This window comes from Afipia sp. GW823-FHT06G09, assembly GCF_058794875.1.
The window spans coordinates 759,514-785,469 of the sequence record NZ_JBXAHF010000004.1 but is presented as its reverse complement, the minus strand read 5'-3'; the positions used below and the strand labels follow the sequence as shown (position 1 = coordinate 785,469).

Here is a 25,956-nt window from a genome sequence, read left to right as displayed (position 1 = left end):
TCCCTGACTCCTTGATTTGTCCGACGCGGTGAGCACCAACGGCGTCTGCCGGTCAGACACGTGCATCGTTCTACAATGACAGTTCACGCGGTCAATCATCTGGCCGATGTCTGACGCGGATGAACCTCACGGGCCTGCCTGACGCCAGGCGAAGAGGCCGGGACAGCCGCATGCACCGGAGAGGAATGACTGGCCGTTACGCGGAATTTTTCAGATGTAACCCGACATACCTTGACCATTTTATCGAATATTTGATCAATCACACTGGAATTGCTGATATATAATATATTCCATAATATACCTTATGCGAATCGGAGGTGTGGTTTGATCTATGGCGCTCGAGACCGCCCGGTTATCCTAGCAATCCTACGACAAGCCCCTCTGAGGCCCGGAGAGCCAATCTTTTGGGTATGGCCTCGCCTTGGCGATCCATAAACGTCGACAGCAGAATTTGCCCGTGCAGACCAGCGGCATCGAATTCTGCAGACACACACCCGAAGTTCAGCGCAACGAGAGACCGCTGATCCTGATGCTCGCGCTCGAACACCAATAGCGCCTCAGCGATACTCACGAGCTTGTATGTACCGAGCGCAAGCTCGGGCCGTTCGCGGCGTAACCTGATCAGCGCCCGATACAGGCTGAGCATGGATCCGGTATCATGGCGCTCAATGGCAACGTTGTCAGCGCCAAAATTCCGGTCCAACGGCAGCCAAGGCGCGGCAGTGCTAAAGCCGGCATATGGCGTCGAATCCCATTGCATGGGCGTACGGCAACCGTCGCGGCCGACTCCGAGGCCGGGTACATTTTTCTCCCAGGGATCCCTCACCTGATCCGGTCGGATTTCGACCTGCGGCATGCCGATCTCGTCGCCGTAGTACAGCGTAGGCGTCCCGCGGAGCGTCAGCAGCAGCATTGCCGCGATGCGCGCCTGATCGCCGCCCACGCGGCTGGCGATGCGCTGGCGGTCGTGATTGCCAAGTACCCAGTTCGGCCATGCACCTGCCGGCAGCGCGGCTTCGTAGTCGCCGACGAGTTTGGCAATGGTGCGCGCATTCCACGGCGTCGAGATCAGCGCGAAGTTGAACGGCAGATGCGCACCAGCCAGATCACGGCCATAGTAGGTTACGAGCTTGTCCAGTGGCAGATAGATTTCGCCGATCAGAACCCGGTCGTCGAACTCGTCGATGACCCTGCGCATCTCAGCCACGATCTCGTGGACTTCGGGCCTGTCGGCCGAATACAGCGGGATCAGCTGCTGATAAGGCTGCTGCCCCGAAATGAAGTCTGGGTTTGGCGGATTATCACGCAGCAGATCATCCTTGATCAGATGCCACATCACATCGACGCGAAATCCGTCGACGCCACGCCGCAGCCAGAAGCGCATGACGTCATGCATCGCACGGCGGACGTCGTGATTGCGCCAGTTCAGATCGGGCTGGCTACGCAGGAACGCGTGATAATAATACTGTCCGGTATCCGCATCGAATTCCCATGTGCTGCCGCCGAATTCGGAAAGCCAGTTGTTGGGTGGGCCGCCCTCACCCTTGGGGTCGCGCCAGATGTACCAGTCGCGTTTCGCGTTGGCTCTCGAACTGCGGCTTTCAATGAACCAAGGATGCCGGTCGGAAGTATGGTTGGGCACAAGATCGAGAACGATCTTCAGTCCAAGATCATGCGCGGCCACAACCAGTGCATCGAAATCGTTGAGAGAGCCGAACACCGGATCGATCCCGGTATAGTCTGCGATATCGTAGCCGAAGTCTTCCATCGGCGACGGAAAGATCGGCGACAGCCACAGCGCGTCGACGCCCAGTTCACGCAAGTAAGGCAGCCGCTCGATAACGCCGCGGAGATCGCCGACGCCATCGCCGTTCGAGTCCTGAAACGAGCGCGGATAGATCTGATAGAGGATTCCAGACCTCCACCAGGCGAAGTTTTCATGCATAGGTCACGCCGAAGGGGTCGATGTTCAGGGCTATCTGCAATCTCCACATAGTCTCAAGGGAAAGTGGCTGGCAACATTGCTTGAACCCGACTCAGCTAATGCCGATAATTCAGTTGATGAATCGCGTGATGGGGTCGGCGTGACATAAAACTCTCACATTGAGATTCGCTTGCCACTGAGGCGCTCGAGTAGAAGTACAGGATGTCACAGCGGCAACCACGCAGAGCAGTACAGTTCACCCCGGATACGCGGCGCTGGACTGTCATGGTAATCGTCCTGATCGGCTCGCTCGGCGTTTACGCCGTCGAACGCTGGATGCGGGCACCGGACGCCCCGGTCTCGGGCAATGCATTCGTGGCCGATGGCGACACCCTGACGATCGCCGGCACGCGGATTCGTCTCATTGACATCGATGCCCCTGAACTGGATCAGACCTGCACCGATGCTCAAGGACGCGACTGGCCATGTGGACGGCAGTCATCTGCCCAACTGCGCAGCCGTATCCGCGGCCACAATCTCACTTGTCAGCCGAAATCGATCGACAAGTTTGGGCGCACGCTGGCGACCTGCGCCCTTCCGGACGGCACCGACATCAACGGCTGGATGGTCCAGCAAGGCTGGGCTGTCACATCCAGCTTCGCGAACGTCTATGGCGCGCAGCAGGACGACGCGAAATCTGCCAAACGCGGACTTTGGGCTGGCACATTCACACCGCCGCGCGAATGGCGTCACCAGCATCCGCGCACGGACGACCGTCGCAAGGATTAGTCAGTGCGTCTCAGCTCGCTTTCGCGAGGCACGGCTGCTCCCGCAAATGCCGCTCGGTCGAAGCCGGATACTTCCGCAACATCGCTGCCGGTCTGACCGGCCGCGGGACGAAATTGCCGCCGCAGTTCGGGCATGCGCCGCCGAATACGGTATCAGCGCAGGTTTTGCAGAATGTGCATTCGAATGTGCAGATCACTGCCTCACTGCTCTCCGGCGGCAGGTCCTTGTCGCAGCATTCGCAATTCGGCTTGAGTTTCATCATCTGACGTCTCCCGGTGCGCGGCCCGTCGAGCCTATTCGGCTGCTGGATCTGGTGCAAGGCAGCCGAGCGGCAGCGGCTGCTTGCGCCCTATCGGCTTTTCATCTTACCTGCGACGAGAAAATGTGAGGAAGCCCAAATGTCGAATGTCGAAAGAGTACAGGACGCCCGCGCCGCCGAGCCGGAAGTGCTCTATGCGGTCGACGGCAACATCGCCACGATTACGCTGAATCGCCCGGAGAGGTTGAATACGATCTCTCGCCCGATGCTGGCGCAGCTCGGCCAACTGCTCCTGCAAGCTGACAACGATCCCGACGTGCGTGCCGTCATTCTCACGGCGACCGGGCGCGCCTTCTGCGCCGGACTGGATGTGGGCAGTGCATCGAGCGGCACTGGCATCGGCTCGCAGAGTGACGCCGACGGCGCGCGTACAACGCTTGACCTCAAGACCGCGCCTCCAACGATCCTTTTCAATATGGAGAAGCCGACGATCTGCGCGCTCAATGGCGCTGCGGCCGGTTACGGCATGGACACTGCGCTGGGTTGCGATATCCGCATCATGGCCGAGAGCGCAAAGTTCGCTGCCGCGTTCGTCAAGCGTGGCATCGTGCCGGAGTCAGGCGGGACATGGTTTCTGCCGCGCATGCTGGGCTGGGCCAAGGCCGCAGAGATCATCTTCACCGGCCGCACGCTCTCGGCGAAGGAAAGCCTTGAGATGGGTTTGACCAATCACGTCGTCCCGGACGCCGAACTGATGCCGCGCGCTCGCGCCCTCGCCGCCGAGATCGCCGCCAATGCGCCGCTCGCGGTTCAATCGGCCAAGCGCATGATGCGTGTCGGCCTCTCGGAAAACTTCAACGATCATGTCCATCACGTCTTCCTGCAACTGCTGCCCCTGATGCGCACTCAGGATTTCCGTGAGGGTCTGGCCTCCTTTCTCGAAAAGCGGCCAGCCGACTTCAAGGGACGCTGAAGCTACGTCACGCCCAATCGCTGGTCCCTGTCGCGCAGCCAGCGGATCGCAGGCAGCGTCAGCAGCACCATCACGGCTTTGCCGACGATCTGGCCTGCGAGAAACTGAAGGCTGCCGAAAGCGAGCCACAGAAAGAGCAGCGAGTCCGCAACAAGTCCGACAAGGCTGCTCGCCGCTACGGCGAGCACAAGCCCGCGCTTTTGCAGCGGTGTGTAGACCGCGAAATCCGCAAGTTCCGACAGGAGAAACGCGACTGCCGATGCGACCACCAGCGGCGCCGGTGCGAACGCCGCAGAGAGCACTGTCCCTGCTCCAATCGCCGCCAATCCATAAGTCACGCCGAGCCGCCTCTGCACAAGATCGCGCAGCACCAGTGCAAGACCCGCCATCAGCACACCGCTTGGCGCCATCAGGCCGGGTGCCACTGGAATAAGACATGGCCCGTCCGGCGGGCACAGCGTGCCGACGTGCTGGATCAACCAATTGGCGACCGGAATGCAGGCGATATAGGCCGATAGAAATATCAGGCCTTCCGTGCGAAACCGTTGCGCGAGCGTCATCACGTTTCGGTCTTGGCTTTCGCGGCGTATGTCGTCCAGCCCTTGGCGCGCAGGCTGCATGCCGGGCACTCGCCGCAGCCGTAACCCCAGTCGTGCCGCGCGCCGCGCTCACCGAGGTAACAGGTGTGGGAGTGTTCAACGATCAAATCGACCAATCCCCGGCCGCCGAGTTCTTCCGCCAGCGCCCATGTGTCACCCTTGTCGCGCCACATCAGCGGTGTGTGCAATTCGAATGGACGCGCCATCCCGAGATTGAGCGCCACATTGAGCGCCTTGATGGTCTCGTCCCGGCAATCGGGATAGCCGGAGAAATCCGTTTCGCACATGCCGCCTACGATGTGGGTGATGCCCCGCCGATAGGCCAGCGCAGCGGCAAAAGTGAGAAACACCAGATTGCGGCCCGGCACGAACGTATTGGGCAGGCCACCCTCACCCATCGCGATTGCGGTGTCGCGGGTCAGCGCGGTTTCGGAAATGTCGCCGAGGGTCGGAATGTCCAGTGTATGGCTTTCGCCGAGTCTGGCCGCCCACTCGGGCCGAAGCCTCATCATCCCGTCGATCAGCTTTGCACGGCTTTCAAGCTCAACGGCATGCCGCTGGCCATACGAAAATCCGATGGTCTCCACGCGCTCAAAGCGAGTCAATGCCCACGCGAGGCAGGTGGCGGAATCCTGCCCGCCGGAGAAAAGCACAAGAGCTGCGTTGTTTTGGCCTAATTCCGTCATGGCACTGCACTTAGCACCCGAACACCGCGCCGCCAATTGTCTCGGGGCCGTCGTTACGGCATAGAGGGAAGCTCCTCATGCCCATGGTGCGCCATGCCTGCTTCCCATGACATCTCCAAACTCCTCGACATCATGGCGGCGCTGCGTACGCCGAAGACCGGGTGTCCGTGGGATCTGGAACAGACCTTTGCGACGATTGCCCCCTACACCATCGAGGAGGCCTATGAGGTGGCCGAGGCGATTTCCCGTCACGACCTTGATGACCTGAAGGAAGAACTTGGCGATCTGCTGCTTCAGGTTGTGTTTCATTCACGGATGGCCGAGGAAAAAGGCGCCTTCGCGTTCGGCGATGTGGTAAACGCCATCACGACCAAGATGATCCGGCGGCATCCGCATGTATTCGGGGAGAAAGCCGGGCGTATGACACCCGAAGAGGTGAAGGGTCTGTGGCACAGCATCAAGGCCGAGGAAAAAGCCGAACGCGCGACTTTGCGCGGGGAAGTTCCTGACGCAAAGCCCGGCCTGCTGGAGAAGGTGAAAAAGAGCCAGCCCGCTCTCGCTCGCGCGATGGACTTGCAACGCACCGCTTCGACCGTCGGCTTCGACTGGAACGACCCACGTGCGGTACTCGCCAAAATTCGCGAGGAAGCGGATGAAATCGAGGCCGCGCTGGATAGCCGCGACCAAGCGCATGTTGCCGAGGAGACCGGCGATCTTCTGTTCGCTGTGGTCAACCTGGCGCGTCACGCCGATGCCGATCCGGAAATGGCCTTGCGCGCGACCAACGCGAAATTCGAGCGGCGCTTTGCCTATATCGAGCGAACGCTCGCATCGCGCGGTTCATCGCTCGAAGAGGCGACGCTGGCGGAGATGGACGCGTTGTGGAACGAAGCGAAGACTGAAAAATAACGTCTCAGTGCGTGCTGGGTACCGCGCCGAACTTGGCAATGGTGATGTCACGCTTGGTCTCATCGACGCGCACAGTCATGGCAAAGCGGCCATTCTCCATGTGCTTGTCGAGCACCTCCGCATTCCGGTGCAGCCAGCTGATGCCGGCACCATCAGATGCATCGATGAACAGATCGAGCGTCACGCGCGTCGCAGCCAGGCGATCCTCAATGGCAGCAAGCAGAGCATCGATACCCTCCCCGGTCTCGGCCGACACCGGAAAGCACGGCCGCTCGGGCGGACGCCGCGCGGCAATGTTCATAAGGTTGTCGCGGCCTTCCTCATCGAAGCGGTCGATCTTGTTCCAGACCTCCACGATGCGCTGACCGCTGTCCGGGTCGATTCCGAGCTGTCTCAATACGCCTTCGACATCACGCTGCTGAGCCTCGGCATCTTCATGCGAGATGTCGCGCACATGCAGGATGACATCAGCCTCGATGACTTCCTCGAGCGTGGCGCGGAACGCCGCCACCAGCATGGTCGGCAAGTCCGAGATGAACCCGACGGTATCCGACAGCATGGCCGTGCCGCCGTGCGGTAGTGTCAGCGCGCGCAGGGTCGGATCGAGTGTTGCGAACAGCATGTCAGCCGCTTGAACGTCGGCGCGGGTCAGCCGGTTGAACAGCGTGGATTTTCCGGCGTTGGTGTAGCCGACCAGTGCAACGACGCGGTAGGGGACGCGCTGACGCCCCGCGCGGTGCAGCCGGCGCGTTGCCTGAACCTTCTTGAGTTCTGCTTCGATGCGGGAGATGCGATCGCCGATCATGCGCCGGTCCGCCTCGATCTGGGTTTCGCCGGGGCCGCCCATGAATCCGAAACCGCCGCGCTGGCGTTCGAGATGGGTCCATGACCGGACGAGACGGCTGCGCTGATAATTCAGATGCGCGAGTTCGACCTGCAGCGTGCCTTCCCGGGTCTTCGCGCGGCGGCCAAAGATTTCCAGAATGAGGCCGGTGCGGTCGAGCACCTTCGCGTTCCATTCCTTTTCGAGGTTGCGTTGCTGGACCGGCGAGAGCGCACAATCCATCACGACCAGATCGACCTCATTGGCCTTGATCAGGCCGATCATCTCCTCGACCTTGCCTTTGCCGAGATAGGTCGCCGGCCGGATTTCGCTCAGCGGCGCCAGGATCGCTTCCGCCACGGTGAGATCGATGGCGCGCGCCAGCCCCGCGGCTTCTTCAAGCCGCGCCTCCGGATTGCGTATTCCATGAGCTACCGCCGTCGCGTCGGGGTCGCCCCGCCGCACGCGCTTGTAAGGACCGATGACCAGCACCCGTCCTGTATCGCCCCGCGCCGCCCTTGGCCGGTCGGCGCCCCCGTCGAAGTCTCGGGATTCCAAACTAGTTCAATCTCAAGCTGGCGCGTCCTCGCCGCCTTCGAACAACTGGATGGGAGCGCCCGGCATGATCGTCGAGATCGCATGCTTGTAGACAAGCTGCGAGTGACCGTCGCGCCGAAGCAGCAGACAGAAATTGTCGAACCAGGTGACAATGCCCTGCAGCTTCACTCCATTGACCAGAAAGATCGTCAGTGGCGTTTTGGTTTTGCGAACGTGATTGAGAAACGTGTCTTGTAGGTTTTGTGCGCGGTCTGCCGCCATTTTCTTATCCCGCATTCTTGTTTTTGGGCCCGACCTGCCCTCTTCGGGGCGTGGTCTGGCTGCCGGCGTCCCTGAGATCCCCCTCCGGGTGCTGCAGCGCGATTAAAGGACACGCCCGGTTGTTAGGCAAGGCCGCGGTACCGGGCTAAGCCGCCAAAGGGCCGAAAATCTTACGAAAATGCTGAATACCGGTGGAATTCTTCCCGCAATCGCATGGAAATCGAGCCCGGCTTGCCATCCCCGATGTTCCGGCCGTCGATCCTGACCACCGGCATGACGATCTGGCTGGATGCGGTGACGAACGCCTCGGCGGCCTCATAAGCCTCCGCAGGGGTGAATGGGCGCTCCTCAAGCTTGATCTGGAGCGCTGCCAGCACCTCGGTCAGCACCGACCGCGTGATGCCGGCGAGAATGCCGCTCTCGGCCGACCGGGTCACGACCCTGCCATCTCTGGTCACGATCCATGCATTGCTCGATGAACCTTCAGTGACATGGCCATCGCCGTCGACGTACCACGCCTCGTAGGCGTTGTTCTCACGTGCCTGCTGCTTCGCCAGCACGTTGGGCAACAGGGAAACGGACTTGATGTCGACGCGCGGCCAGCGATTTTCGGGAACGGTGATGACGCCGATCCCCTTTGCTGCGGTCTCCTGATTTTTCTGGAAGTTGAGACTGCGCGCCGTAACCACCACAGCCGGCTTGACAGGCTTGACCGGAAACGCGTGATCGCGCCGGGCCACGCCGCGAGTCACTTGCAGGTAAACGATCCCGTACGTCACGCGATTGCGTCGCACGGTCTCGTGAATCACGATCTCAAGCGCGGCCAGCGGCATCGGCATATCGATGCGCAATTCGCGGAGAGAGCGCTGCAAGCGCGTCAGGTGGCGTGGCATGTCCACGACCTTGCCGCCCCTGATCTCGCAGACTTCGTAGACGCCATCGGAAAACTGATAGCCGCGGTCCTCGATATTCACATTGGCGTCCCGCATGTCGCGGTACTGGCCGTTCACATAGGCAATGCGGGACATGAACTTAACCGACCCCCAGTGCCTTGAGCTTGCGATGCAGCGCCGAACGCTCCATTCCCACAAACTCGGCCGTGCGCGAAATGTTGCCCGAGAACCGGCTGATCTGCGCAATCAGATAGTCGCGCTCAAATACTTCGCGGGCCTCCCGCAGCGGCAGGCCCATGATGTGCTCGCCGTTGTTGCCTGTGGGCATGGCCGGGATCATCGAGCCGACGTCCTGAGGCAGCATGTCAGCGGTAATCGCAGCATCAGGGTCACCACCCGCCAGGATCATCACGCGCTCGACGTTGTTACGCAATTGCCGGACATTGCCCGGCCAGACGTGCGATTGCAGCACCGCCATGGCGTCCTCCCCGATCCGCCGTTTCGGCAGTCCGGTCGCGGATGAAATCTGGTCCATGAAGTATTCAACGAGGTCGGGAATATCCTCCCGGCGCTCTGACAATGGCGGGATACGGATCGGAACAACCGACAGGCGATGGTAGAGATCTTCCCGGAATTTCCCCTCTGCGATCTCGGCCTCAAGATTGCGCGCGGTCGAGGACACGATTCGAACGTCCACGCTCACCTTCGTGGTACCGCCTGCCCGCTGGAACGTCTGATCGACCAGCACCCGCAAGATCCTGTTCTGGGTTTCGCGCGGCATATCGGCGATCTCGTCGATGAACAACGTGCCGCCGTGAGCCTCCTCAAGCGCACCGGGCTTGCGGCCGGTTTCGCCGTCGGACAATTCAACCCCGAACAATTCGACTTCCATCCGCTCCGGCGTGATAGCGGCAGCATTGATGACAACAAAAGGCCCATCCGCGCGGCTGGACATAGCGTGCAACGTCCGCGCGGCAAGCTCCTTGCCGCCCCCCGACGGGCCGACGATCATGATGCGGCTGTTGGCCTTGGCCGCACGGTCGATGGTCTGCCGCAACTGGTTCATGCACGGTGAACGGCCGATCAGCGTACCGGACGACGGCGCATGCTGCTTGAGTTCGCGCACCTCGCGCTTGAGGCGCGACGTTTCCAGTGCACGGTTTGCGACCAGAATCAGCCGGTCCGCCTTAAAGGGTTTCTCAATGAAATCGTAAGCGCCGCGCTTGATCGCCGCGACCGCCGTCTCGATGTTGCCGTGGCCGGAAATCATCACGACCGGCACTTCGGGGTGATTCAGCTTGATCTGTTCGAGCAACTGCAGACCATCCAGCTTGCTGCCCTGAAGCCAGATGTCGAGGAAGATGAGGTTCGGTCGGCGGCTCGAAATTTCCGCCAGTGCGGAGTCGCTGTCACGCGCGGTCCGCGTCTTGAAACCCTCGTCGTCGAGAATGCCCGCGACAAGATCCCGAATATCAGCTTCGTCATCGACGATCAAAATATCATTCGCCATGAATCACGCCCGCTCTATCAATCGCCGGTTACGGCTTCGGTCTTTGCTTCGTGTTTTTCCTCGGCTGCGGCGTCCTTCGCCTGGCCGAAGACAGAAAATCTCATCCGCACCCACGCGCCCCGTGCACCGGGGCGAAGGGCGGATGCGTCATTCAGTTCGATACGTCCGCCGTGATCTTCGAGGACGCGGCCAACGATCGCGAGACCAAGGCCGGTACCCTTTTCGCGGGTGGTCACATACGGCTCAAGCAGCCGCGCGCGGCTTTCTTTGGGCAGCCCGATTCCGTTGTCCACAATATCGATCACGATATCGTCGTTTTCACGCGCGGCGATGACATCGATATGCCCACGCTCGATCTCTCCCGAAGGAACTGCGCTGATGGCTTCCGTGGCGTTCTTGATGATGTTGGTCAGTCCCTGCGAAATCAGGCGCCGGTCGAATTTCGCCAGCATCGGCTCCTGCTTGATGTCGACATCGATATCGATATCGGGATAGCCGACGCGCATCAGGAACACCGTCTGACGAACCGTATCTGCGACATCCTCGCCCTCTATCACGGGCTTCGGCATGCGCGCGAACTTCGAGAACTCATCCACCATCCTGCGGATATCATCGACCTGTCGGATAATCGTGTCCGTGCACTGGTCGAAGACCGGCCGATCCTCGGTGATGACCTTGCCGAACTTGCGGCGAATGCGCTCCGCCGACAGCTGGATCGGGGTCAGCGGGTTCTTGATCTCATGTGCGATGCGTCGGGCGACGTCGGCCCACGCGGATGTCCGCTGCGCGGTCACCAGTTCAGTAATATCGTCGAGGGTGATGATGTAGCTCTCGTTCGATTGTCCAGTCTGTTCTGAACTGACCCGCACCGACAGGTTGCGTTCGACGTTGTCGCGGCTGATCTCGATCTGCCCCTGCAGCAACCTTTGCGCGCTGCTGCGGGCCGTCGTCATCAACTCATTAAGTTCCGGAACAATCTCGGATAGTGGCTTGCTCAAAACCTCCGATTCCGAATGACCGATCAGCTTTTCCGCCGAGCGATTCAGAACGGCGATCTTGCCGGCGCCATCGACACCGATAATGCCGGCGCTCGCTGATGAAAGAACCGCCTCGATAAACCGGCGGCGGCTGTCGATAAGACCGCTCGCATTCACAAGATCGTCGCGCTGCGTGCGCAATTCCTGCGTCATCTTATTGAATGTCTCGCCGAGATTGGCGAGATCGCCCTCGGACTTGATCACGGGGACCTGAACATGCAGATCGCCTGTGGACACGAGATTGGCCGCGCTCATCAAACGGCGGATCGGCGCGACAAGCCAGTTGGCGAAATTAAGCCCGATCAGCACCGATGACATGAGCACGGTGAGCGCGATCACCGTGAACATCAGCGCGAAGGCGACCTGAATTCCCAGTCGCCGCGACTCGAGTTCGGCGTATTCCTTCACGCTCGCCTGGGTCTGCTGCAACTGCGCGACGACGCGCGGATCGAGAATGCGGGCCACGTAAAGGAACGTATCCTGAAACGCGCGCAACCGAATCACCGCGGCGACGTAGTTCTGTTCGATAAAGACACCGATCTGGGGTTCATCCTCGGTGACGTTCTTCAGAAAATCCCCTGCGGGAGTCTGAAAATCCTGCCGGATTCCGGTGGCAGCCGTCTCAAGGATGTTCCGATCCTTGTCGATGATCATGGCGCCAGGCAGATTGCGCGAGGTCGCACTCGACGTCAGCACGTTGCGGAAGGTCTGCCGGTCCTGATCGAACAATGGCCGTGCACGCGCGATGTCGTTCGACATCCCGATGATGTCCCCGCGAATGAGCTGCGCGTGTTCATAAACATAGGCGTTGGCAACGATCAGCGAATTTTCGATCACCGCGCGGGTGCGGACGGAAAACAGCCGATCCAGGCCGCGATCGATGGTGACATTCGCCACGATCGACACCAGCACCGCCGGCAAAACCGCGATCACTGAAAACAGGCTGACAATCTGGACGTGCAAGCGCGCAGCAGCGCGGCCACGGCGGCGGGCCTGAACCACCTGCCAGACCTCGCGGGCGATAATCGCCAGCAGCAGCAGGATGGTCGCGCCGTTAATCAGGAGGAAAGTAATAACGACGCTGTGGACGGGGGCGATCGGCGTTAATCCGGTCAGCACCACGAACGTCAGGAACGCAGACAGCAGCGAAATGCCAACGGCGAACGGCGCCAATAGTCGATGCCATGGCCGGCCGGAAGGCTCGGCAACCGACGGGTCGAGGGTTTGGGCCGACGCCTCTGCTGCGCTCATGCGGGATCGTGTCAGGCCAATTTTGCCAGGTGCGAGGCGGATGCCCCGACCAGTGATGCATTCATATCACAATGTTGCTGAATTGCGACATTTCCTAGGCGCATGTCCGTGACGAATTGCGCGCCTTCAACGGTTTCTAATCGAGCCGGGACACCCGAAATCCGGCCCCGTCACCGGAATGCCACTGCGCTGAGCCTGAAACTAGAGACTAGCCCCTTCGCCGGTCTGCCGTAATCCGCTTCCGCAGGAGCCGAAAACACGTCTAGCCGCCGCTTCGGTAGACCTGAATGTCGAGATCCCGAATCTTCTTGCGCAGGGTATTCCGGTTCAGCCCGAGGAGATCGGCCGCCCTAATCTGGTTGCCGCGATTGGCCGCCAGCGCCGCCGTCAGCAGCGGAACTTCGATCTCCTTCAGGATGCGGTGATAAAGCCCTGGTGGCGGCAGACCGTTCGGGAACCCGGCAAAATGCGATGCGAGATACATCTCCACCGCCCCTCCGAGATTGTCCACGCTTTGCGGCATGCTGCCGCCAGACACCACGGCAGGCGGCGCCAGTTCGCCTTCGATCACCGAACCGGTGATAACGTCCTGCGGGTAAAGCGCCGCAAGGCGGCGCGCGAGGTTTTCAAGCTCGCGTACGTTGCCCGGCCAGCGATGCTGCTTGAGCCTTTCAAGCGCCTGTGCATCGAGCTTCTTCGGCGGCAAGCCGTCCTTTTCCGCCAGCGCAAAGAAGTGCCGGATCAGGTCAGGCAAATCCTCAATCCGCTCGCGCAGCGGCGGCAGGCGCAGCGGGACCACGTTGAGGCGGAAGAACAGGTCTTCACGGAACAGACCCTGCTGAATGAGAATGCGGAGGTCCTTGTTGCTGGCCGCCACGATCCGCACGTCGGTCTTGATCGGTGTGCGCCCGCCGACCGTTGTGTATTCGCCCTGCTGCAAAACGCGCAGCAGGCGGGTCTGCGCCTCCATCGGCATATCGCCGATTTCGTCGAGGAACAGCGTGCCACCTTCGGCCTGCTCGAACCGGCCGGTCGCGCGGGCATTCGCGCCGGTGAACGCGCCGCGCTCGTGCCCGAACAGTTCGGACTCGATCAAATCGCGCGGAATAGCCGCCATGTTGACCGCGACGAACGGGCCGTTGCGGCGTTTGCCGTAGTCATGCAGCGCTCGCGCGACCAGTTCCTTGCCGGTGCCGGATTCGCCGGAGATCATGACGGTCAGATCGGTCTGCATCAGGCGCGCGAGCACGCGGTAGATTTCCTGCATCGCAGGCGAGCGGCCGACCAGCGGAATGGAGTCGAACTCGCCCTCGTCCTTGACTGTCGCCGGGCGCTCCTTCGGCTCGGACAGGGCGCGGCCGACGATCGCGATCAGTTCCTTGAGATCGAATGGCTTCGGCAGATATTCGTAGGCGCCGCGCTCCGATGCCCTGATCGCGGTCATGAACGTGTTCTGCGCACTCATGACGATGACCGGCAGATTCGGGCGCATCTTCTTGATACGCGGCAACAGGTCGAACGCATTCTCATCCGGCATCACAACGTCGGTGATGACGAGATCGCCCTCGCCCTGGCTTACCCAACGCCAGAGCGTGGCGGCATTGCCCGTCAGCCGCACCTCATATCCGGCGCGGGACAGTGCCTGATTGAGCACGGTACGGATGGCGGTGTCGTCGTCAGCGACAAGTATGCTACCTGCGGGCATTGTTATTTATTCCTCATCTGCGGTCTGTGAGGCATGCGAGAGCGTTCCCGGGCGCCCGTCGCTATTGCTGTGGCTGTTGTTCTTTGTTGGATTGAACATCGGCAGCAGCACGCGAAAGACAGTTTTTCGTGGCTGGGATTCACATTCGATAATGCCGCCATGATCGTTCACGATCTTGGCGACGAGCGCGAGGCCGAGACCGCTGCCGGTCGGCTTGGTGGTCACGAACGGATCGAACAGATTTGGCAGTAAATCGTCCGGCACGCCGGGGCCGTTGTCCTTCACACAGAATTCAAGCGGCAGCGAAACGCGTGATTTTTTGCCGGGCACCGAGAGACGCACACCTGGCCGGAATGCCGTGGTCAACTGAATCTCGCCGTCTGTCCCGAGATCCGCGACGGCCTCGGCCGCGTTCTTCACGAGATTCAGGAACACCTGAATAAGCTGATCCTGATTGGCCAGCACAGGCGGCAACGAAGGATCGTACTCTTCGATGAATTTGATGTTACGGGCGAAGCCGGACTGGGCAAGCCGTTTCACATGATCGAACACGGAATGGATGTTCACCGGGCCGCGCGCCACGGGGCGCTCGTCGCCGAAAACCTCCATGCGATCGACAAGCGTCACAATGCGATCCGCCTCATCACAGATCAGGCGTGTCAGTGTGCGGTCTTCCGGCGATGCGGCCTGCTCCAGCAACTGTGCGGCGCCGCGAATGCCCGACAGCGGATTTTTGATCTCATGCGCCAGCATCGCGGCCAGCGCGATCACCGAGCGGGCGGCGCTGCGATGAGTTAGTTGACGATCCATCTTGTCGGCGATGGTGCGTTCCTGAAGCATCACCACGATATGACCGGGATGCTCGCTGAGCGGAGCAACATGAAGATCGACCTGGCGGTCACCTCCGATACGAGGCGTGCCGAGATCGACCTTGTATTCGTTCACAGCCGATCCGGTACGGCGTACCTGATCGATAAGCGCAAGCAGCGGGCTGCCGAACGGCACCAATTCGCGCAGCATCTGCCGCTGCAAGTGCGGAATCGAGGTCTCAAAAAACGATTCCGCTGCAATGTTCGCGTCGAGGATCTTGCCGTCCGGAGCCACAAGCATGACCGGATTGGGCAGCGCGTTCAGAATTGCATCGCTATTGGCGAGTTGTGGAACGCGTTTTTCAGCGGCATTGCTCATGCGGCGGCGCTCCAGGAGAATTCGCCAAAGGCATCGTGAAGCGAGCGGCGAACATGCGCCGGATCTGTCGCCGTCAGGATCGTCTGGCGCCAGCGCTTGAGAGCATCCGCAGATGCGGCACTGCCTTTTGCCGCGACATCAAGAGCCCAGCCCAGATGCTTGCGCGCATGACGTGAGCCGACACGGGCGCCGTAGTGCTCGACGACCTGATCGTAGAGCTTGCAAACATGCTCGAGTTGCTCGCTGAGATGCGGCTCGGACTCCGGTGATCCGCCATCGAGACGGCGTGCAATCTGTCCCGGCAGCCAAGGCTGTCCTTGCGCACCCCGCCCGATCATCACGGCATCTGCCCCCGATGCCTCAAGCGCAAGCGCGGCCTGCTCGAACGACGTAATGTCGCCGTTCACGACAACCGGTACGGTCACTGCGTCCTTGACCGGCCGCACGGCGGCCCAGTCGGCGCTTCCCTTGTAGAACTGGCAGCGGGTTCGGCCATGAACGGTGATCATCTTGACGCCTGCCGCCTCGGCGCGACGTGCTAGCTCCGGTGCATTGAGAGACTTGTCGTCCCAGCCCAGCCGCATCTTCAACGTCACCGGCACGGAGACGGCAGAGACGGTGGCGTCGATGAGGCGGAGCGCATGATCGAGGTCGCGCATCAGCGCAGAGCCAGACTGACCGCCGGTGACATGACGCGCGGGGCAGCCCATGTTGATATCGATAATATCGGCGCCGGCAGCTTCTGCGATCCTCGCGCCTTCGGTCATCCAGCGCGTTTCGCAGCCGGCGAGCTGAACGACGTGCGGGCCGACACCGGCGGCCTCGCAGCGCAGGACCGACATCGGGCGGCCTCGGGCAAGGTCATCGCTGGCTGTCATTTCCGAGACGACAAGCCCGGCTCCCAGCTCAGCGGCGATACGGCGGAACGGCGCATCGGTCACGCCGGACATCGGTGCCAGAAGGACGCGATTTGCGACTTCAATATCGCCAATGGTCAGCGCTGCCTGACGTTCCGGAGCCATACCGATCACTGTAATTCTCGTTTTTCGCCAAACCCCGCCTCATTGCGGAGAATGCATAGCTTAATTTCTGAGCATATCGAAGCCATGCCTACACTTTAGCCAATTCCGGGCGGCTTGCAAGTGCGGCGCAACAATTCTTCCAAATTCCTCACAGGGTTGCGGAATCGTGCTGTTCCCTGCCCGAATATGGTAAGTGCAGCACCCAAACCTGCCAACAATCGGCTCAGCCACCCTGCTCGGACGTTCGTCAAATAATCATGCCAACCCAAAAACGGACTGCGGCCATTATCGTTGCTGCCGGTCGCGGACTTCGCGCCGGGACCGGAGGCCCTAAGCAATACCGATCCATCGGCGGCAAAACCGTCCTTTCGAGGGCGATGGAGCCGTTTTGTACCCATCCGGCTGTGTTTGCCGTCCAGCCGGTCCGCAACCCGGACGATGCCGATATTTTCGACCAGGCTGTGGCCCATCTTAAGTATCAGACGCCGGTCAATGGCGGCGCGACGCGTCAGGCGTCTGTGCGCGCGGGGCTCGAAGCGCTGGCCAGCGAAGCACCAGACATCGTGCTCATTCACGACGCGGCGCGCGCGTTCGTCACCGACAAGGTCATCTCGCGCGCCATCGATGCCGCCCTGATCACGGGAGCGGCGATTCCCGTCGTGCCGGTCACAGACACCATCAAGGTCGTCGATAGATCCGGCGCCATCCAGGCGACACCGGATCGTGCGAATTTGCGAATCGCGCAAACACCGCAGGCGTTTCGCTTCGACACCATTCTCGAAGCCCATCGCCGCGCGGCGCGCGAGGGCCGCGACGATTTCACAGACGACGCGGCGATCGCGGAATGGGCGGGATTGACCGTCGCAACCTTTGAAGGCGATGCTGCCAACATGAAACTGACCACACCGGAAGACTTTGCACGCGAGGAGGCGCGCCTCGGCGCCATGCTGGGCGACATCCGCACCGGCACCGGCTACGACGTGCATGCGCTGACCGACGGCGATCACCTGATGCTGTGCGGCGTGCGCGTGCCGTTCAATCGCGGTTTCCTTGCTCATTCCGATGGCGATGTCGGATTGCATGCGATTGTCGATGCCATCCTCGGCGCACTGGCCGATGGCGACATCGGCTCACACTTCCCGCCGAGCGATCCGAAGTGGAAGGGCGCAGCGTCCGATCAATTCCTGAAACATGCGGTCGGTCTGGTGCATCAGCGCGGCGGCCGTATCGCAAACCTCGAAGTGACAATGATCTGCGAAGCGCCGAAAATCGGCCCGCTGCGCGAGGCCATGCGCGCGAAGATCGCGGAGATCACCGGACTGCCGCAGTCACGCGTGGCTGTAAAGGCGACAACTAGCGAACGTCTCGGCTTCACCGGACGTCAGGAGGGTATCGCGGCGACGGCAGCCGCAACGATCCGCCTGCCCTGGGACGAATCCCTGAGCGCCGGGCCATCCGCATGAGCGCCAGCGTCATCCGCGCCCTCTCCCGCTCGCTGCTGGATCTGTGCCGGATGCGCAAGCTGACCATTGCGACCGCCGAGTCCTGCACGGGTGGTCTGGTCGCAGCGGCACTGACCGAAATTCCCGGTTCCTCCGACGTCGTCGATCGTGGCTTCATCACATATTCCAACGAAGCCAAGCACGCGATGCTCGGCGTCGAAACCTCGACGCTGGAAACCTTCGGCGCAGTCAGCAAGGAAACCGCAACCGCGATGGCGTTCGGCGCACTGGAACATGCCGACGTCGATCTGGCGGTTTCGATCACCGGCATCGCCGGACCGGGCGGCGCGACACCCGGAAAGCCTGTCGGGCTGGTGCATCTGGCTGTCGCCGCGCGCGATGGCCGCATCGCGCACAAGGAATGCCGCTTCGGCGCGGTCGGCCGCAGCAATGTCCGCGAGCAGTCAGTGGTCGAAGCGCTGAAAATGCTGACGGAGATGGCCCGCGGACCACAGCCCCCGATCAAGAAGCGGCCACGCGCGGCGGCCCATAGACCGCATCCGCGCGTTTCTCGAACGCCGCGGCGAAGCGCTGGAAAGCGGCGTCGAACATCGCGCCCATCAGCACCGCGAGCATCCGACTCTTGAACTCGTAGGCGATGAAGAAGCCGACATCGCAGGCGTTTTCCGACTTCGCCTCGAAGGTCCAGCGGTTCTCAAGCTTGCTGAACGGACCCTGCAAGTATTCGACCAGGATTTTCAAATTCGGCTTATCCAGCGTGACGCGGCTGGTGAAGGTCTCGCGCACGACCTGAAACGACACGGTCATGTCGGCGACAATGACTTCGGTACCGTCCGGCTTTTGCGTGCGCTGGCGCACCTTCAGCGCCTGGCACATCGGCACGAACTCGGGATAGCGTTCGACATCGGCGACGAGGTCGAACATCTTCTCTGCGCTGTGACGCACGCGGCGCTTGTTGGAAAACTGCGGCATCGAAAACCAAAAGTGGCGATCTAAGGTTGTTGACGGTTATGTACCGTCATCGCGAGGAGCGTAAGCGACGAAGCAATCCATATCTTCTCTTGCAGCCAAAGATGGATTGCTTCGCTTCGCTCGCAATGACGATTGTATCTTAGCGGTTGGCCGCGTCGCGCGCCGCCTGCAGCTTGGCGAAATCCTCGCCGGCGTGATGGGACGAGCGCGTCAGCGGGCTCGCCGACACCATCAGGAAGCCCTTGGTATAGGCGACCTTCTCGTAGCCGCCGAATTCGTCCGGCGTCACATAGCGCATCACCGCATGATGCTTGAGGCTCGGCTGCAGGTACTGCCCGATGGTGAGGAAATCGACATCCGCCGAACGCAAGTCGTCCATCACCTGCAGTACTTCATGACGTTCCTCACCAAGACCAACCATGATACCGGATTTGGTGAAGATGCTCGGGTCCATTTCCTTGACCCGTTGCAGCAGCCGGATGGAATGGAAATAACGCGCGCCGGGCCGCACCGTCAGATACCGCGACGGCACGGTTTCCAGGTTGTGGTTGAACACGTCGGGCTTGGCTGCGACCACCTGCTCCAGCGCCCCCTCTTTACGCAGAAAATCCGGGGTGAGGATTTCAATAGTCGTCGTCGGGCAACTGGCGCGAATGGCGCGGATGGTTTTCGCAAAATGATTTGCACCGCCGTCGGCGAGATCGTCGCGGTCTACTGAGGTGATGACCACATGATGCAGGCCGAGCTTCTGCACGGCGAGCGCGACATGCTCCGGCTCGGACGCGTCGAGCGCGTTGGGCAGGCCAGTCTTGACGTTGCAGAAGGCGCAGGCGCGGGTGCAGGTGTCACCCATGATCATGAAGGTGGCGTGCTTCTTGTCCCAGCACTCACCGATGTTCGGGCAGCCCGCCTCCTCGCACACCGTGACGAGACCGTTTTCCTTGACGATGTTGCGGGTGTTGGCATAGCCGCGCGAATTCGGCGCGCGCACGCGAATCCAGTCGGGCTTGGCCGGCGACTTGGCGTCGGGCCGGTTGACCTTCTCCGGATGACGTGGGCGCACCTGATTTGGCGACACCGTATCGATCAAAGTGACCATGAAAAGTCCGCGATTTCCTTAGACTTACCTAAGCCCGCCAATGTCTTGGCGCAAGCCGTCCGCATCGTGCTACCTTGGAATGACTATCACGTTTCCAACCGGTCCTGCATGGCCCTGCACGCCTATCCCCTGCCCATAAATGGCTGAACTCCAGTCCCAAGCCCCTGCCGGACGGCTGCTGACGCGTAAATTCTTCGCGCGCAGCGTCCATGATGTGGCGCCTGACCTGATCGGCGCGACGCTGCTGGTGGATGGCGTCGGTGGCATCATCGTCGAGGTCGAGGCCTATCATCACACCGAGCCGGCAGCGCATTCGTTCAACGGACCAACCCCGCGCAACATGGTGATGTTCGGCCCGCCAGGATTTCTCTACGTCTATCGCTCCTACGGCATTCACTGGTGCATGAACTTCGTTTGCGAGAAGGAAGGCTCCGCCAGTGCAGTGCTGATCCGTGCGATCGAGCCGACCCACAGCATCCCGGCGATGCGACGCCGCCGCGGATTGCACGACGAACGAACACTGTGTTCGGGGCCGGGCAAGCTTTGCGAGGCGATGGCTGTGACCGGCAAGCACAACGGTCTCGCCCTCGATACGCCGCCGATTGCGATTTACGCACGCACGCGCAAACCGCAGATCGTCAGCGGCCTTCGCATCGGCATCACCAAGGCGGTGGAGCTGCCGTGGCGCTACGGACTGAAGGGCTCGAAATTCATGAGCAAGCCGTTTCCGGCATAAGGCGAAACAGTGACGAACTTCGCTGCAAAAGGAGGAATAGTGACGTAGCGGCGGCGCTTGGAGATTTTGGCTGTTTGCCTCGCGGCAACATGGCGATCGACAGCTCGTGCACGTGTCATGCGTCGCCTGCATAACCAGAAAAGCGTGACAGCCTCACCAAAGAGCATCCATCAAAACGCAGGCAGCCGAGCCATGCGCTCCTGGCTGGACTCAAATTCACCAGCAGCCGTTCAGGCCCGGCGTGTCGAGAAGTCCGTTCTCAGCGTGAAGAAAATGAGCGGCAACATCCACACCGCGATCGGGACAAACGCAAACGCAGCATTCCCGGTGATATCCCACACGATGCCGCCAAGAACCGAGATCGTCATCGCAAGGCCATAGCCCATCGTGAAGATCCCCGCCGACATTCGCGGCACATCGTCCGGTGCAACCAGCAGTGCGGGCAATGCCAGCACGAGAGTCAGTGTGATGGCGCAGGCAAAGCCGATCATCGCCGCCGATCCGATCAGACTCCACGCGTGTCCGGACACCAGAATGCCGGCGATACCTGCAATCCCGAGCGCAGCCGCAGAGAGCAAGGGCCATTTCCTGCGCTCCCATCGGCTCGCCATGACCAGCAGAAGAAACGACGCGGGCAACTGGCCGACATTCAGCGCTGTGAGCGCCGGGCCGATCAGGTCGGTGCGGTCCGTGTGCAGCAGGTAACCGGGAAGAAAAGCATTGGTGCAGAAGTAGAGCTGGTTGGGCGCGCTCATGATGAGGCCCAGCTTCCAGAGCAACGGATCGCGCCAGTCCGGCATCCAGAGACGATGGCGCGAGACCGGCGCATCCTTTCCGCCCGGCTGAAACAGGAAAATGATGAGCGCAATCGCGACGAGCGGAATCGACCAGAGCACCAGACTCGCGCGCCAGCTTCCGGCGAGAAGCGGCACGATAAAAGCTGCGAGCATCACCGGGAAGATTTCTCCGCACAGAAGGCCGTTGGTGTAGACCGCTGTGGCAAAGCCGATGCGGTCCGGCGCCCACTGACGCACGATCGGCGGAAGTGACGGCTGCATCACCGCGATCCCCGCCGCCATGACGATCGTCGTGATGTAGAGCAACCATGGATCGGATGCGAAACCGCGCAGCGCCGAACCCGCTGCCGCGATCAGAAGTCCGATGATGAGCGCAGGCACGGCACCCACGCGCGCGATCAGCAGCGAGCCAGGTACGGCGACCAGCGCGAACAGGAAAACCGGAATCGCATTCAGGATTCCGACCTCGGTGCCGGACAGCCTGAGGTCCAGAATGATGAGCGCCAGCACTGGCGGCACGGCAAGCAGCGTCAGCCGCAGGCCGTTTCCCGCGAGCCAGAGAAGCAGGAGCGCGTTGAACGAGGATGACCGCTGCAGGGTCATTCCGCGCCCTTGAGACGCTCCAAAGCTTCGAGGATTTTCGCCTTGCGGCTTTCGGCTTCCTCGCGCTTCTCGCGCTGTTCTTCGATGACTTCTTCCGGTGCGTTGGCGACGAACTTCTCGTTGCCGAGCTTGGCGTCGACACGCTTGATGTCGGCATCGGCCTTGGCCAGTTCCTTGTCGAGGCGCACCTTCTCGGCCGCAAGATCGATCACGCCCTTGAGCGGAATCGCAGCCACCTCGCCGCGCACCAGCAACTGCACGGAACCGTCCGGCGCGCGATCGGCAAACGAAATTTCACCGAGACGCGCAAGGCGCTTCATCACATCGCTCCAGCGTTCCGCGCGGGCCTTGATGTCGGCGGACGCGCCGACCAGCACCAGCGGAAACAGCGTCGCGGGCGGAATGTTCATTTCCGCGCGCATCGAGCGGATTGCCGAGATGAGCTCGATCAGCCAGCCGATTTCGGATTCAGCCGCAGGATCGCTGAACGGCTCAAGCTCTGGCGCTGGCAGGACGACGATGGGCATCGCCAGCGGATCGGCGGAGATTGCCGGTTCAATGATCGGCGCGGCCGGGGCTTTCAGCGGCCACTCGGCGAGGGCAAGGAGTCCGTCACGCCTGGCCGTTACGCCCCAAAGCTCCTCGGTGAGGAATGGCATGAACGGATGCAGCAGCTTGAGGATCTCGTCGCGCGCCCAGGCGATGCTGGCCTGCGTCTCCGCCTTGGTCGGTGAGTCCGGACCCATCAGCACAGGCTTGGCGAGTTCGAGGTACCAGTCGCAGTAGATGTTCCAGACGAAGCGGTACATGATGCCCGCCGCGTCGTTGAACCGATAGGCCTGAATGGCTTCGGTGACGTCGTGCGTGGCGCGCGCGGTCTCATGCGCGATCCAGCGGTTGAGCGTTTCCTTCGTCTTCGCCGGATCGAATCCATCGGCCAGCGCGCAGCCGTTCATTTCGGCAAAGCGCGAGGCGTTCCACAGCTTGGTCGCGAAGTTGCGGTAGCCTTCGACACGCTGGGTCGAGAGCTTGATATCGCGGCCCTGCGCCGCCATCGCCGCCAGCGTGAAGCGCAGCGCGTCGGCGCCGTAGTCGTCGATCAGGTGCAGCGGATCGATGACGTTGCCTTTCGACTTCGACATCTTGGCGCCCTTCTCGTCGCGGACGAGGGCGTGGATGTAGACGGTCGGGAACGGCACGTCCTTCATGAAATGGATGCCCATCATCATCATCCGGGCGACCCAGAAGAAAATGATGTCGAAACCCGTGACGAGAACGTTGGTCGGGTAGTAGCGCTTCACATCGACGTCGGTGTCGGGCCAGCCGAGCGTCGAGAATGGCCACAGCGCCGACGAGAACCAGGTGTCGAGCACGTCCTCGTCGCGGGTAATGAAGCCTTCGCGCTTCGCCGGATCGAGCGCCATGTCATGGCCCTGCTCCGCCGTGATGACTTCCTGCTCGACGTAGTAGCCGAGCGCCTTGCCGACCGCTTCATCCTCGGTCTCGGCGACGAACACCTTGCCGTCCGGTCCGTACCACGCCGGGATCTGGTGCCCCCACCAGAGCTGGCGCGAGATGCACCACGGCTGGATGTTCTCCATCCACTCGAAGTAGGTCTTCTCCCAGTTCTTCGGCACGAACGCGGTCTCGCCGCTGCGCACGGCCGCAATCGCAGGCGCGGCCAGCGTCTTGGCGTCGACATACCACTGGTCGGTCAGATACGGCTCGATGACCACGCCGGAGCGGTCGCCGTGCGGTACCATGTGCGTGTTGGGTTCGATCTTCTCCAGGAAGCCCGCCTCTTCCAGCTTCGCGACAATCAGTTTGCGCGCGGCGAAGCGATCCTTGCCGTGGAGTTCTTCGGCAAAGATCAACGCGGCTTCAGGCAAGCCGCGCAGATAGTCCTCGTTGGCGGACAGCGACATACGCGCTTCCTGATCGAGCACGCTGATCGACGGAAGATTGTGACGGCGGCCGACCTCGAAGTCGTTGAAGTCGTGGGCCGGGGTGATCTTCACCGCGCCCGAACCCTTCTCGGGATCGGAGTAATCGTCGGCGACGATCGGAATAACACGGCCGACCAGCGGCAGCACGGCGTGCTTGCCGACCAGATGCTTATAGCGCTCGTCATCGGGATTCACGGCGACGGCCGTGTCGCCCAGCATGGTTTCGGGCCGCGTGGTCGCGACCACGATGAAGGTGGACGGGTCCTCGGGATTGAACTCCTTGCCTTCGAGCGGATAGCGCAGATGCCAGAGGCTGCCCTTGACCTCGATCTGCTGCACTTCGAGATCGGAAATCGCGGTCAGCAGCTTCGGGTCCCAGTTGACCAGACGCTTGTCCTTGTAGATCAGGCCCTGTGCGTAGAGTTCGACGAACACCTTGGCGACTGCGCGTGACAGTCCCTCGTCCATGGTGAAGCGTTCGCGCGACCAGTCGCACGATGCACCGAGGCGCTTGAGCTGATTGACGATGGTGCCGCCGGATTCGGCCTTCCACTGCCACACACGCTCGAGGAATTTCGCACGGCCCATGTCGCGGCGGCCAGGCTCCTGCCGCTCCATCAACTGCCGCTCGACAACCATCTGCGTGGCGATACCCGCGTGGTCCGTTCCCGGCTGCCACAACACGTCGCGGCCGCGCATGCGCTCGAACCGGCACAGGATGTCCTGCAGCGTGTTGTTGAGCGCGTGACCCATATGCAGCGAGCCGGTGACGTTCGGCGGCGGAATGACGATCGTGAACGGCTCGGCGTCGCGCCGCTCCGGCCGTCCGGCCTTGAACGCGCCGGCGTCTTCCCACGCACGGGCAATACGGTCTTCGATCTCGGCTGGCTGGTAGTTTTTCTCGATCATCACACTGCAATCAAAAGGAGTGGATCAGGGCTGGAACATTGCCGTCATTGCGAGCGAAGCGAAGCAATCCAGACAGGATTGCGCTGGGCAAAGGAAGCTGGATTGCTTCGTCGCTGGCGCTCCTCGCAATGACGAAATCGCGGTCCAATCCGATTTCATCGCGCCCTAGAAAGCCCCCGGCGCGGCTCAAGTCAACCACTCGGAATATGGAGGATTTAGGCCTAAATCGCCGAAATCACCGGCCGCGGGAGACCCGTTCGATCTCGGCCTTGACGATCCGCTCCACCAGATTGGGCAGATTGTCGTCCAGCCAGGATTTCAGCATCGGCCGCAGCATCTCCTTGACGAGATCCTCAAGGGTCCGGGCGTTGTTGCTGAGTACCGTATTCGCCAGCGTGTTGAACGCGGATTCCACCGCCGAGACCGTCGAACCCGATAGAATCTGCTGCGTCGGCATCTCACGCTGCGTCGGCATCTCGCGCTGTGGCGGCGCCCGTTCGGTGAACGTGGGCGCTTCCATCGCCGGAGCGCGTTGAGGTGAAGTTTGAACCATCGGCGACTCGGTGAACTCCAGATCGTCCTCGGGTTCGATCTTGTTGAATGTCGGCGGCGGCTCGGGCACCGCCATCTGCTCGGTCAATTCGAATACGTCGGCGTCTTCCTCCGGCTCCGCAGCTTTCGCCGGGGACGCAGGCGCATCGAAGCTCGCCATCATCGCGTCGATTTCGGCCTGGCTGTTCTTTGCCGCGGGTGCCGGTGCGGGCGCAGGAGCAGGAGCAGGCACCGGTCTGGCGGGAGCGAGCTTGGACGGCGGAATGCCGGTCATCACGGGCCGCGCAGGCGCAGGCCGCGACATCTCCGCTTTGGGAACTTCGGTTTTCGGCGGCGCTGCCGGGGCAGGAGCAGACGCGGCTGGCGCTGCGGCAGCAGCTCCCGCCGCAGGCTTGGCCTCGTCATCGGAGATGATGCGCCTGATCGACGCGAGAATCTCCTCCATCGAGGGCTCCTGCGCCTTTGCCGGTTGCGTCATCTTGGACTCCACCC

Annotated in this window: 22 protein-coding genes and 1 pseudogene; 6 read left to right on the top strand and 17 right to left on the bottom strand. The window is 61.6% G+C overall.

The features are described 5' to 3' along the window. Nucleotides 1–352: 352 nt before the first annotated feature. Nucleotides 353–1,945 carry an alpha-amylase family glycosyl hydrolase gene (locus AC1Q67_RS20600; protein WP_492236540.1) on the bottom strand — a complete coding sequence of 531 codons (1,593 nt, stop codon included), beginning with the start codon at nucleotides 1,943–1,945 and terminating at the stop codon, nucleotides 353–355. 264 nt (nucleotides 1,946–2,209) lie between these two features. On the opposite strand from AC1Q67_RS20600, the gene AC1Q67_RS20595 reads away from it, so the two are divergent. Then, nucleotides 2,210–2,713 (top strand): thermonuclease family protein, encoded by a 504-nt coding sequence (locus AC1Q67_RS20595; RefSeq protein WP_492236541.1) that lies wholly within the window; start codon nucleotides 2,210–2,212, stop codon nucleotides 2,711–2,713. Nucleotides 2,714–2,723: 10 nt separating this feature from the next. Here the strand turns inward: AC1Q67_RS20595 and AC1Q67_RS20590 are convergent, their stop codons facing one another. Next, nucleotides 2,724–2,975 carry a DUF1272 domain-containing protein gene (locus AC1Q67_RS20590; protein ID WP_034473809.1) on the bottom strand — a complete coding sequence of 84 codons (252 nt, stop codon included), beginning with the start codon at nucleotides 2,973–2,975 and terminating at the stop codon, nucleotides 2,724–2,726. Between the two features lie 136 nt (nucleotides 2,976–3,111). On the opposite strand from AC1Q67_RS20590, the gene AC1Q67_RS20585 reads away from it, so the two are divergent. Next, nucleotides 3,112–3,945, top strand: a complete 834-nt coding sequence (locus tag AC1Q67_RS20585; protein WP_492236542.1) for an enoyl-CoA hydratase/isomerase family protein — start codon at nucleotides 3,112–3,114, stop codon at nucleotides 3,943–3,945. 2 nt (nucleotides 3,946–3,947) lie between these two features. On the opposite strand, the gene AC1Q67_RS20580 is transcribed toward AC1Q67_RS20585, so the two are convergent. Together AC1Q67_RS20580 and queC are read right to left on the bottom strand one after the other, a co-directional pair. Next, nucleotides 3,948–4,505, bottom strand: coding sequence for a VUT family protein (locus AC1Q67_RS20580; RefSeq protein WP_024577935.1), 558 nt, complete (start codon nucleotides 4,503–4,505; stop codon nucleotides 3,948–3,950). Further along, a complete protein-coding gene (gene queC / locus AC1Q67_RS20575; RefSeq protein WP_024577934.1) occupies nucleotides 4,505–5,230 on the bottom strand; it encodes a 7-cyano-7-deazaguanine synthase QueC in 726 nt (241 codons plus the stop codon). The genes AC1Q67_RS20580 and queC overlap by 1 nt, the downstream gene beginning before the upstream one ends. A gap of 93 nt (nucleotides 5,231–5,323) precedes the next feature. Here queC and mazG point away from each other — a divergent pair, with 93 nt between their 5' ends. Continuing rightward, the gene (mazG, locus tag AC1Q67_RS20570; protein WP_492236543.1) at nucleotides 5,324–6,139 is read left to right on the top strand and encodes a nucleoside triphosphate pyrophosphohydrolase; all 816 of its coding nucleotides are present in this window, start codon (nucleotides 5,324–5,326) and stop codon (nucleotides 6,137–6,139) included. 4 nt (nucleotides 6,140–6,143) lie between these two features. Here the strand turns inward: mazG and hflX are convergent, their stop codons facing one another. The 8 genes from hflX to dusB form a co-directional block, all read right to left on the bottom strand. Next, nucleotides 6,144–7,520, bottom strand: coding sequence for a GTPase HflX (hflX, locus tag AC1Q67_RS20565; protein ID WP_492236544.1), 1,377 nt, complete (start codon nucleotides 7,518–7,520; stop codon nucleotides 6,144–6,146). 12 nt (nucleotides 7,521–7,532) lie between these two features. After that, on the bottom strand, nucleotides 7,533–7,781 hold the full coding sequence (gene hfq / locus AC1Q67_RS20560; protein WP_006020546.1) for an RNA chaperone Hfq: 249 nt from the start codon (nucleotides 7,779–7,781) through the stop codon (nucleotides 7,533–7,535). Nucleotides 7,782–7,951: 170 nt separating this feature from the next. After that, on the bottom strand, nucleotides 7,952–8,809 hold the full coding sequence (locus AC1Q67_RS20555; RefSeq protein ID WP_492236545.1) for a D-amino-acid transaminase: 858 nt from the start codon (nucleotides 8,807–8,809) through the stop codon (nucleotides 7,952–7,954). Nucleotides 8,810–8,813: 4 nt separating this feature from the next. Next, nucleotides 8,814–10,184: a nitrogen assimilation response regulator NtrX gene (gene ntrX, locus AC1Q67_RS20550; protein ID WP_492236546.1), complete on the bottom strand. Its 1,371-nt coding sequence runs from the start codon at nucleotides 10,182–10,184 to the stop codon at nucleotides 8,814–8,816. A 17-nt stretch (nucleotides 10,185–10,201) separates the two neighbouring features. Beyond that, nucleotides 10,202–12,472: a sensor histidine kinase NtrY-like gene (locus tag AC1Q67_RS20545; protein ID WP_492236547.1), complete on the bottom strand. Its 2,271-nt coding sequence runs from the start codon at nucleotides 12,470–12,472 to the stop codon at nucleotides 10,202–10,204. Between the two features lie 262 nt (nucleotides 12,473–12,734). Next, a complete protein-coding gene (gene ntrC, locus AC1Q67_RS20540; RefSeq protein ID WP_024577928.1) occupies nucleotides 12,735–14,177 on the bottom strand; it encodes a nitrogen regulation protein NR(I) in 1,443 nt (480 codons plus the stop codon). A gap of 6 nt (nucleotides 14,178–14,183) precedes the next feature. After that, nucleotides 14,184–15,365 carry a two-component system sensor histidine kinase NtrB gene (locus AC1Q67_RS20535; protein ID WP_492236548.1) on the bottom strand — a complete coding sequence of 394 codons (1,182 nt, stop codon included), beginning with the start codon at nucleotides 15,363–15,365 and terminating at the stop codon, nucleotides 14,184–14,186. After that, complete coding sequence (gene dusB, locus AC1Q67_RS20530; RefSeq protein ID WP_492237148.1) at nucleotides 15,362–16,387, bottom strand: tRNA dihydrouridine synthase DusB; 1,026 nt, start codon at nucleotides 16,385–16,387, stop codon at nucleotides 15,362–15,364. Before dusB ends, AC1Q67_RS20535 begins: the two co-directional genes overlap by 4 nt. Before the next feature lie 257 nt (nucleotides 16,388–16,644). Between dusB and AC1Q67_RS20525 the strand changes: the two genes are divergently transcribed. Together AC1Q67_RS20525 and AC1Q67_RS20520 are read left to right on the top strand one after the other, a co-directional pair. Then, complete coding sequence (locus AC1Q67_RS20525) at nucleotides 16,645–17,850, top strand: bifunctional 2-C-methyl-D-erythritol 4-phosphate cytidylyltransferase/2-C-methyl-D-erythritol 2,4-cyclodiphosphate synthase (RefSeq protein WP_492236549.1); 1,206 nt, start codon at nucleotides 16,645–16,647, stop codon at nucleotides 17,848–17,850. Beyond that, a pseudogene (locus AC1Q67_RS20520) lies at nucleotides 17,847–18,317 on the top strand (CinA family protein); the annotation flags it as partial. The gene AC1Q67_RS20525 and the pseudogene AC1Q67_RS20520, both read left to right, overlap by 4 nt. Before the next feature lie 34 nt (nucleotides 18,318–18,351). Here the strand turns inward: AC1Q67_RS20520 and AC1Q67_RS20515 are convergent. Beyond that, a complete protein-coding gene (locus AC1Q67_RS20515; protein WP_024919242.1) occupies nucleotides 18,352–18,822 on the bottom strand; it encodes a type II toxin-antitoxin system RatA family toxin in 471 nt (156 codons plus the stop codon). Between the two features lie 139 nt (nucleotides 18,823–18,961). Then, complete coding sequence (lipA, locus tag AC1Q67_RS20510; RefSeq protein WP_492236550.1) at nucleotides 18,962–19,921, bottom strand: lipoyl synthase; 960 nt, start codon at nucleotides 19,919–19,921, stop codon at nucleotides 18,962–18,964. Between the two features lie 139 nt (nucleotides 19,922–20,060). Between lipA and AC1Q67_RS20505 the strand changes: the two genes are divergently transcribed. Then, complete coding sequence (locus AC1Q67_RS20505; RefSeq protein WP_492236551.1) at nucleotides 20,061–20,657, top strand: DNA-3-methyladenine glycosylase; 597 nt, start codon at nucleotides 20,061–20,063, stop codon at nucleotides 20,655–20,657. Nucleotides 20,658–20,887: 230 nt separating this feature from the next. Here AC1Q67_RS20505 and AC1Q67_RS20500 read toward each other — a convergent pair whose 3' ends face one another. The 3 genes from AC1Q67_RS20500 to AC1Q67_RS20490 form a co-directional block, all read right to left on the bottom strand. Further along, on the bottom strand, nucleotides 20,888–22,057 hold the full coding sequence (locus tag AC1Q67_RS20500) for an MFS transporter (RefSeq protein ID WP_492236552.1): 1,170 nt from the start codon (nucleotides 22,055–22,057) through the stop codon (nucleotides 20,888–20,890). Further along, on the bottom strand, nucleotides 22,054–24,912 hold the full coding sequence (locus AC1Q67_RS20495; protein WP_492237149.1) for a valine--tRNA ligase: 2,859 nt from the start codon (nucleotides 24,910–24,912) through the stop codon (nucleotides 22,054–22,056). Before AC1Q67_RS20495 ends, AC1Q67_RS20500 begins: the two co-directional genes overlap by 4 nt. Nucleotides 24,913–25,147: 235 nt before the next feature. After that, the gene (locus AC1Q67_RS20490) at nucleotides 25,148–25,942 is read right to left on the bottom strand and encodes a PopZ family protein (RefSeq protein ID WP_492236553.1); all 795 of its coding nucleotides are present in this window, start codon (nucleotides 25,940–25,942) and stop codon (nucleotides 25,148–25,150) included. Between the last annotated feature and the right edge of the window lie 14 nt (nucleotides 25,943–25,956).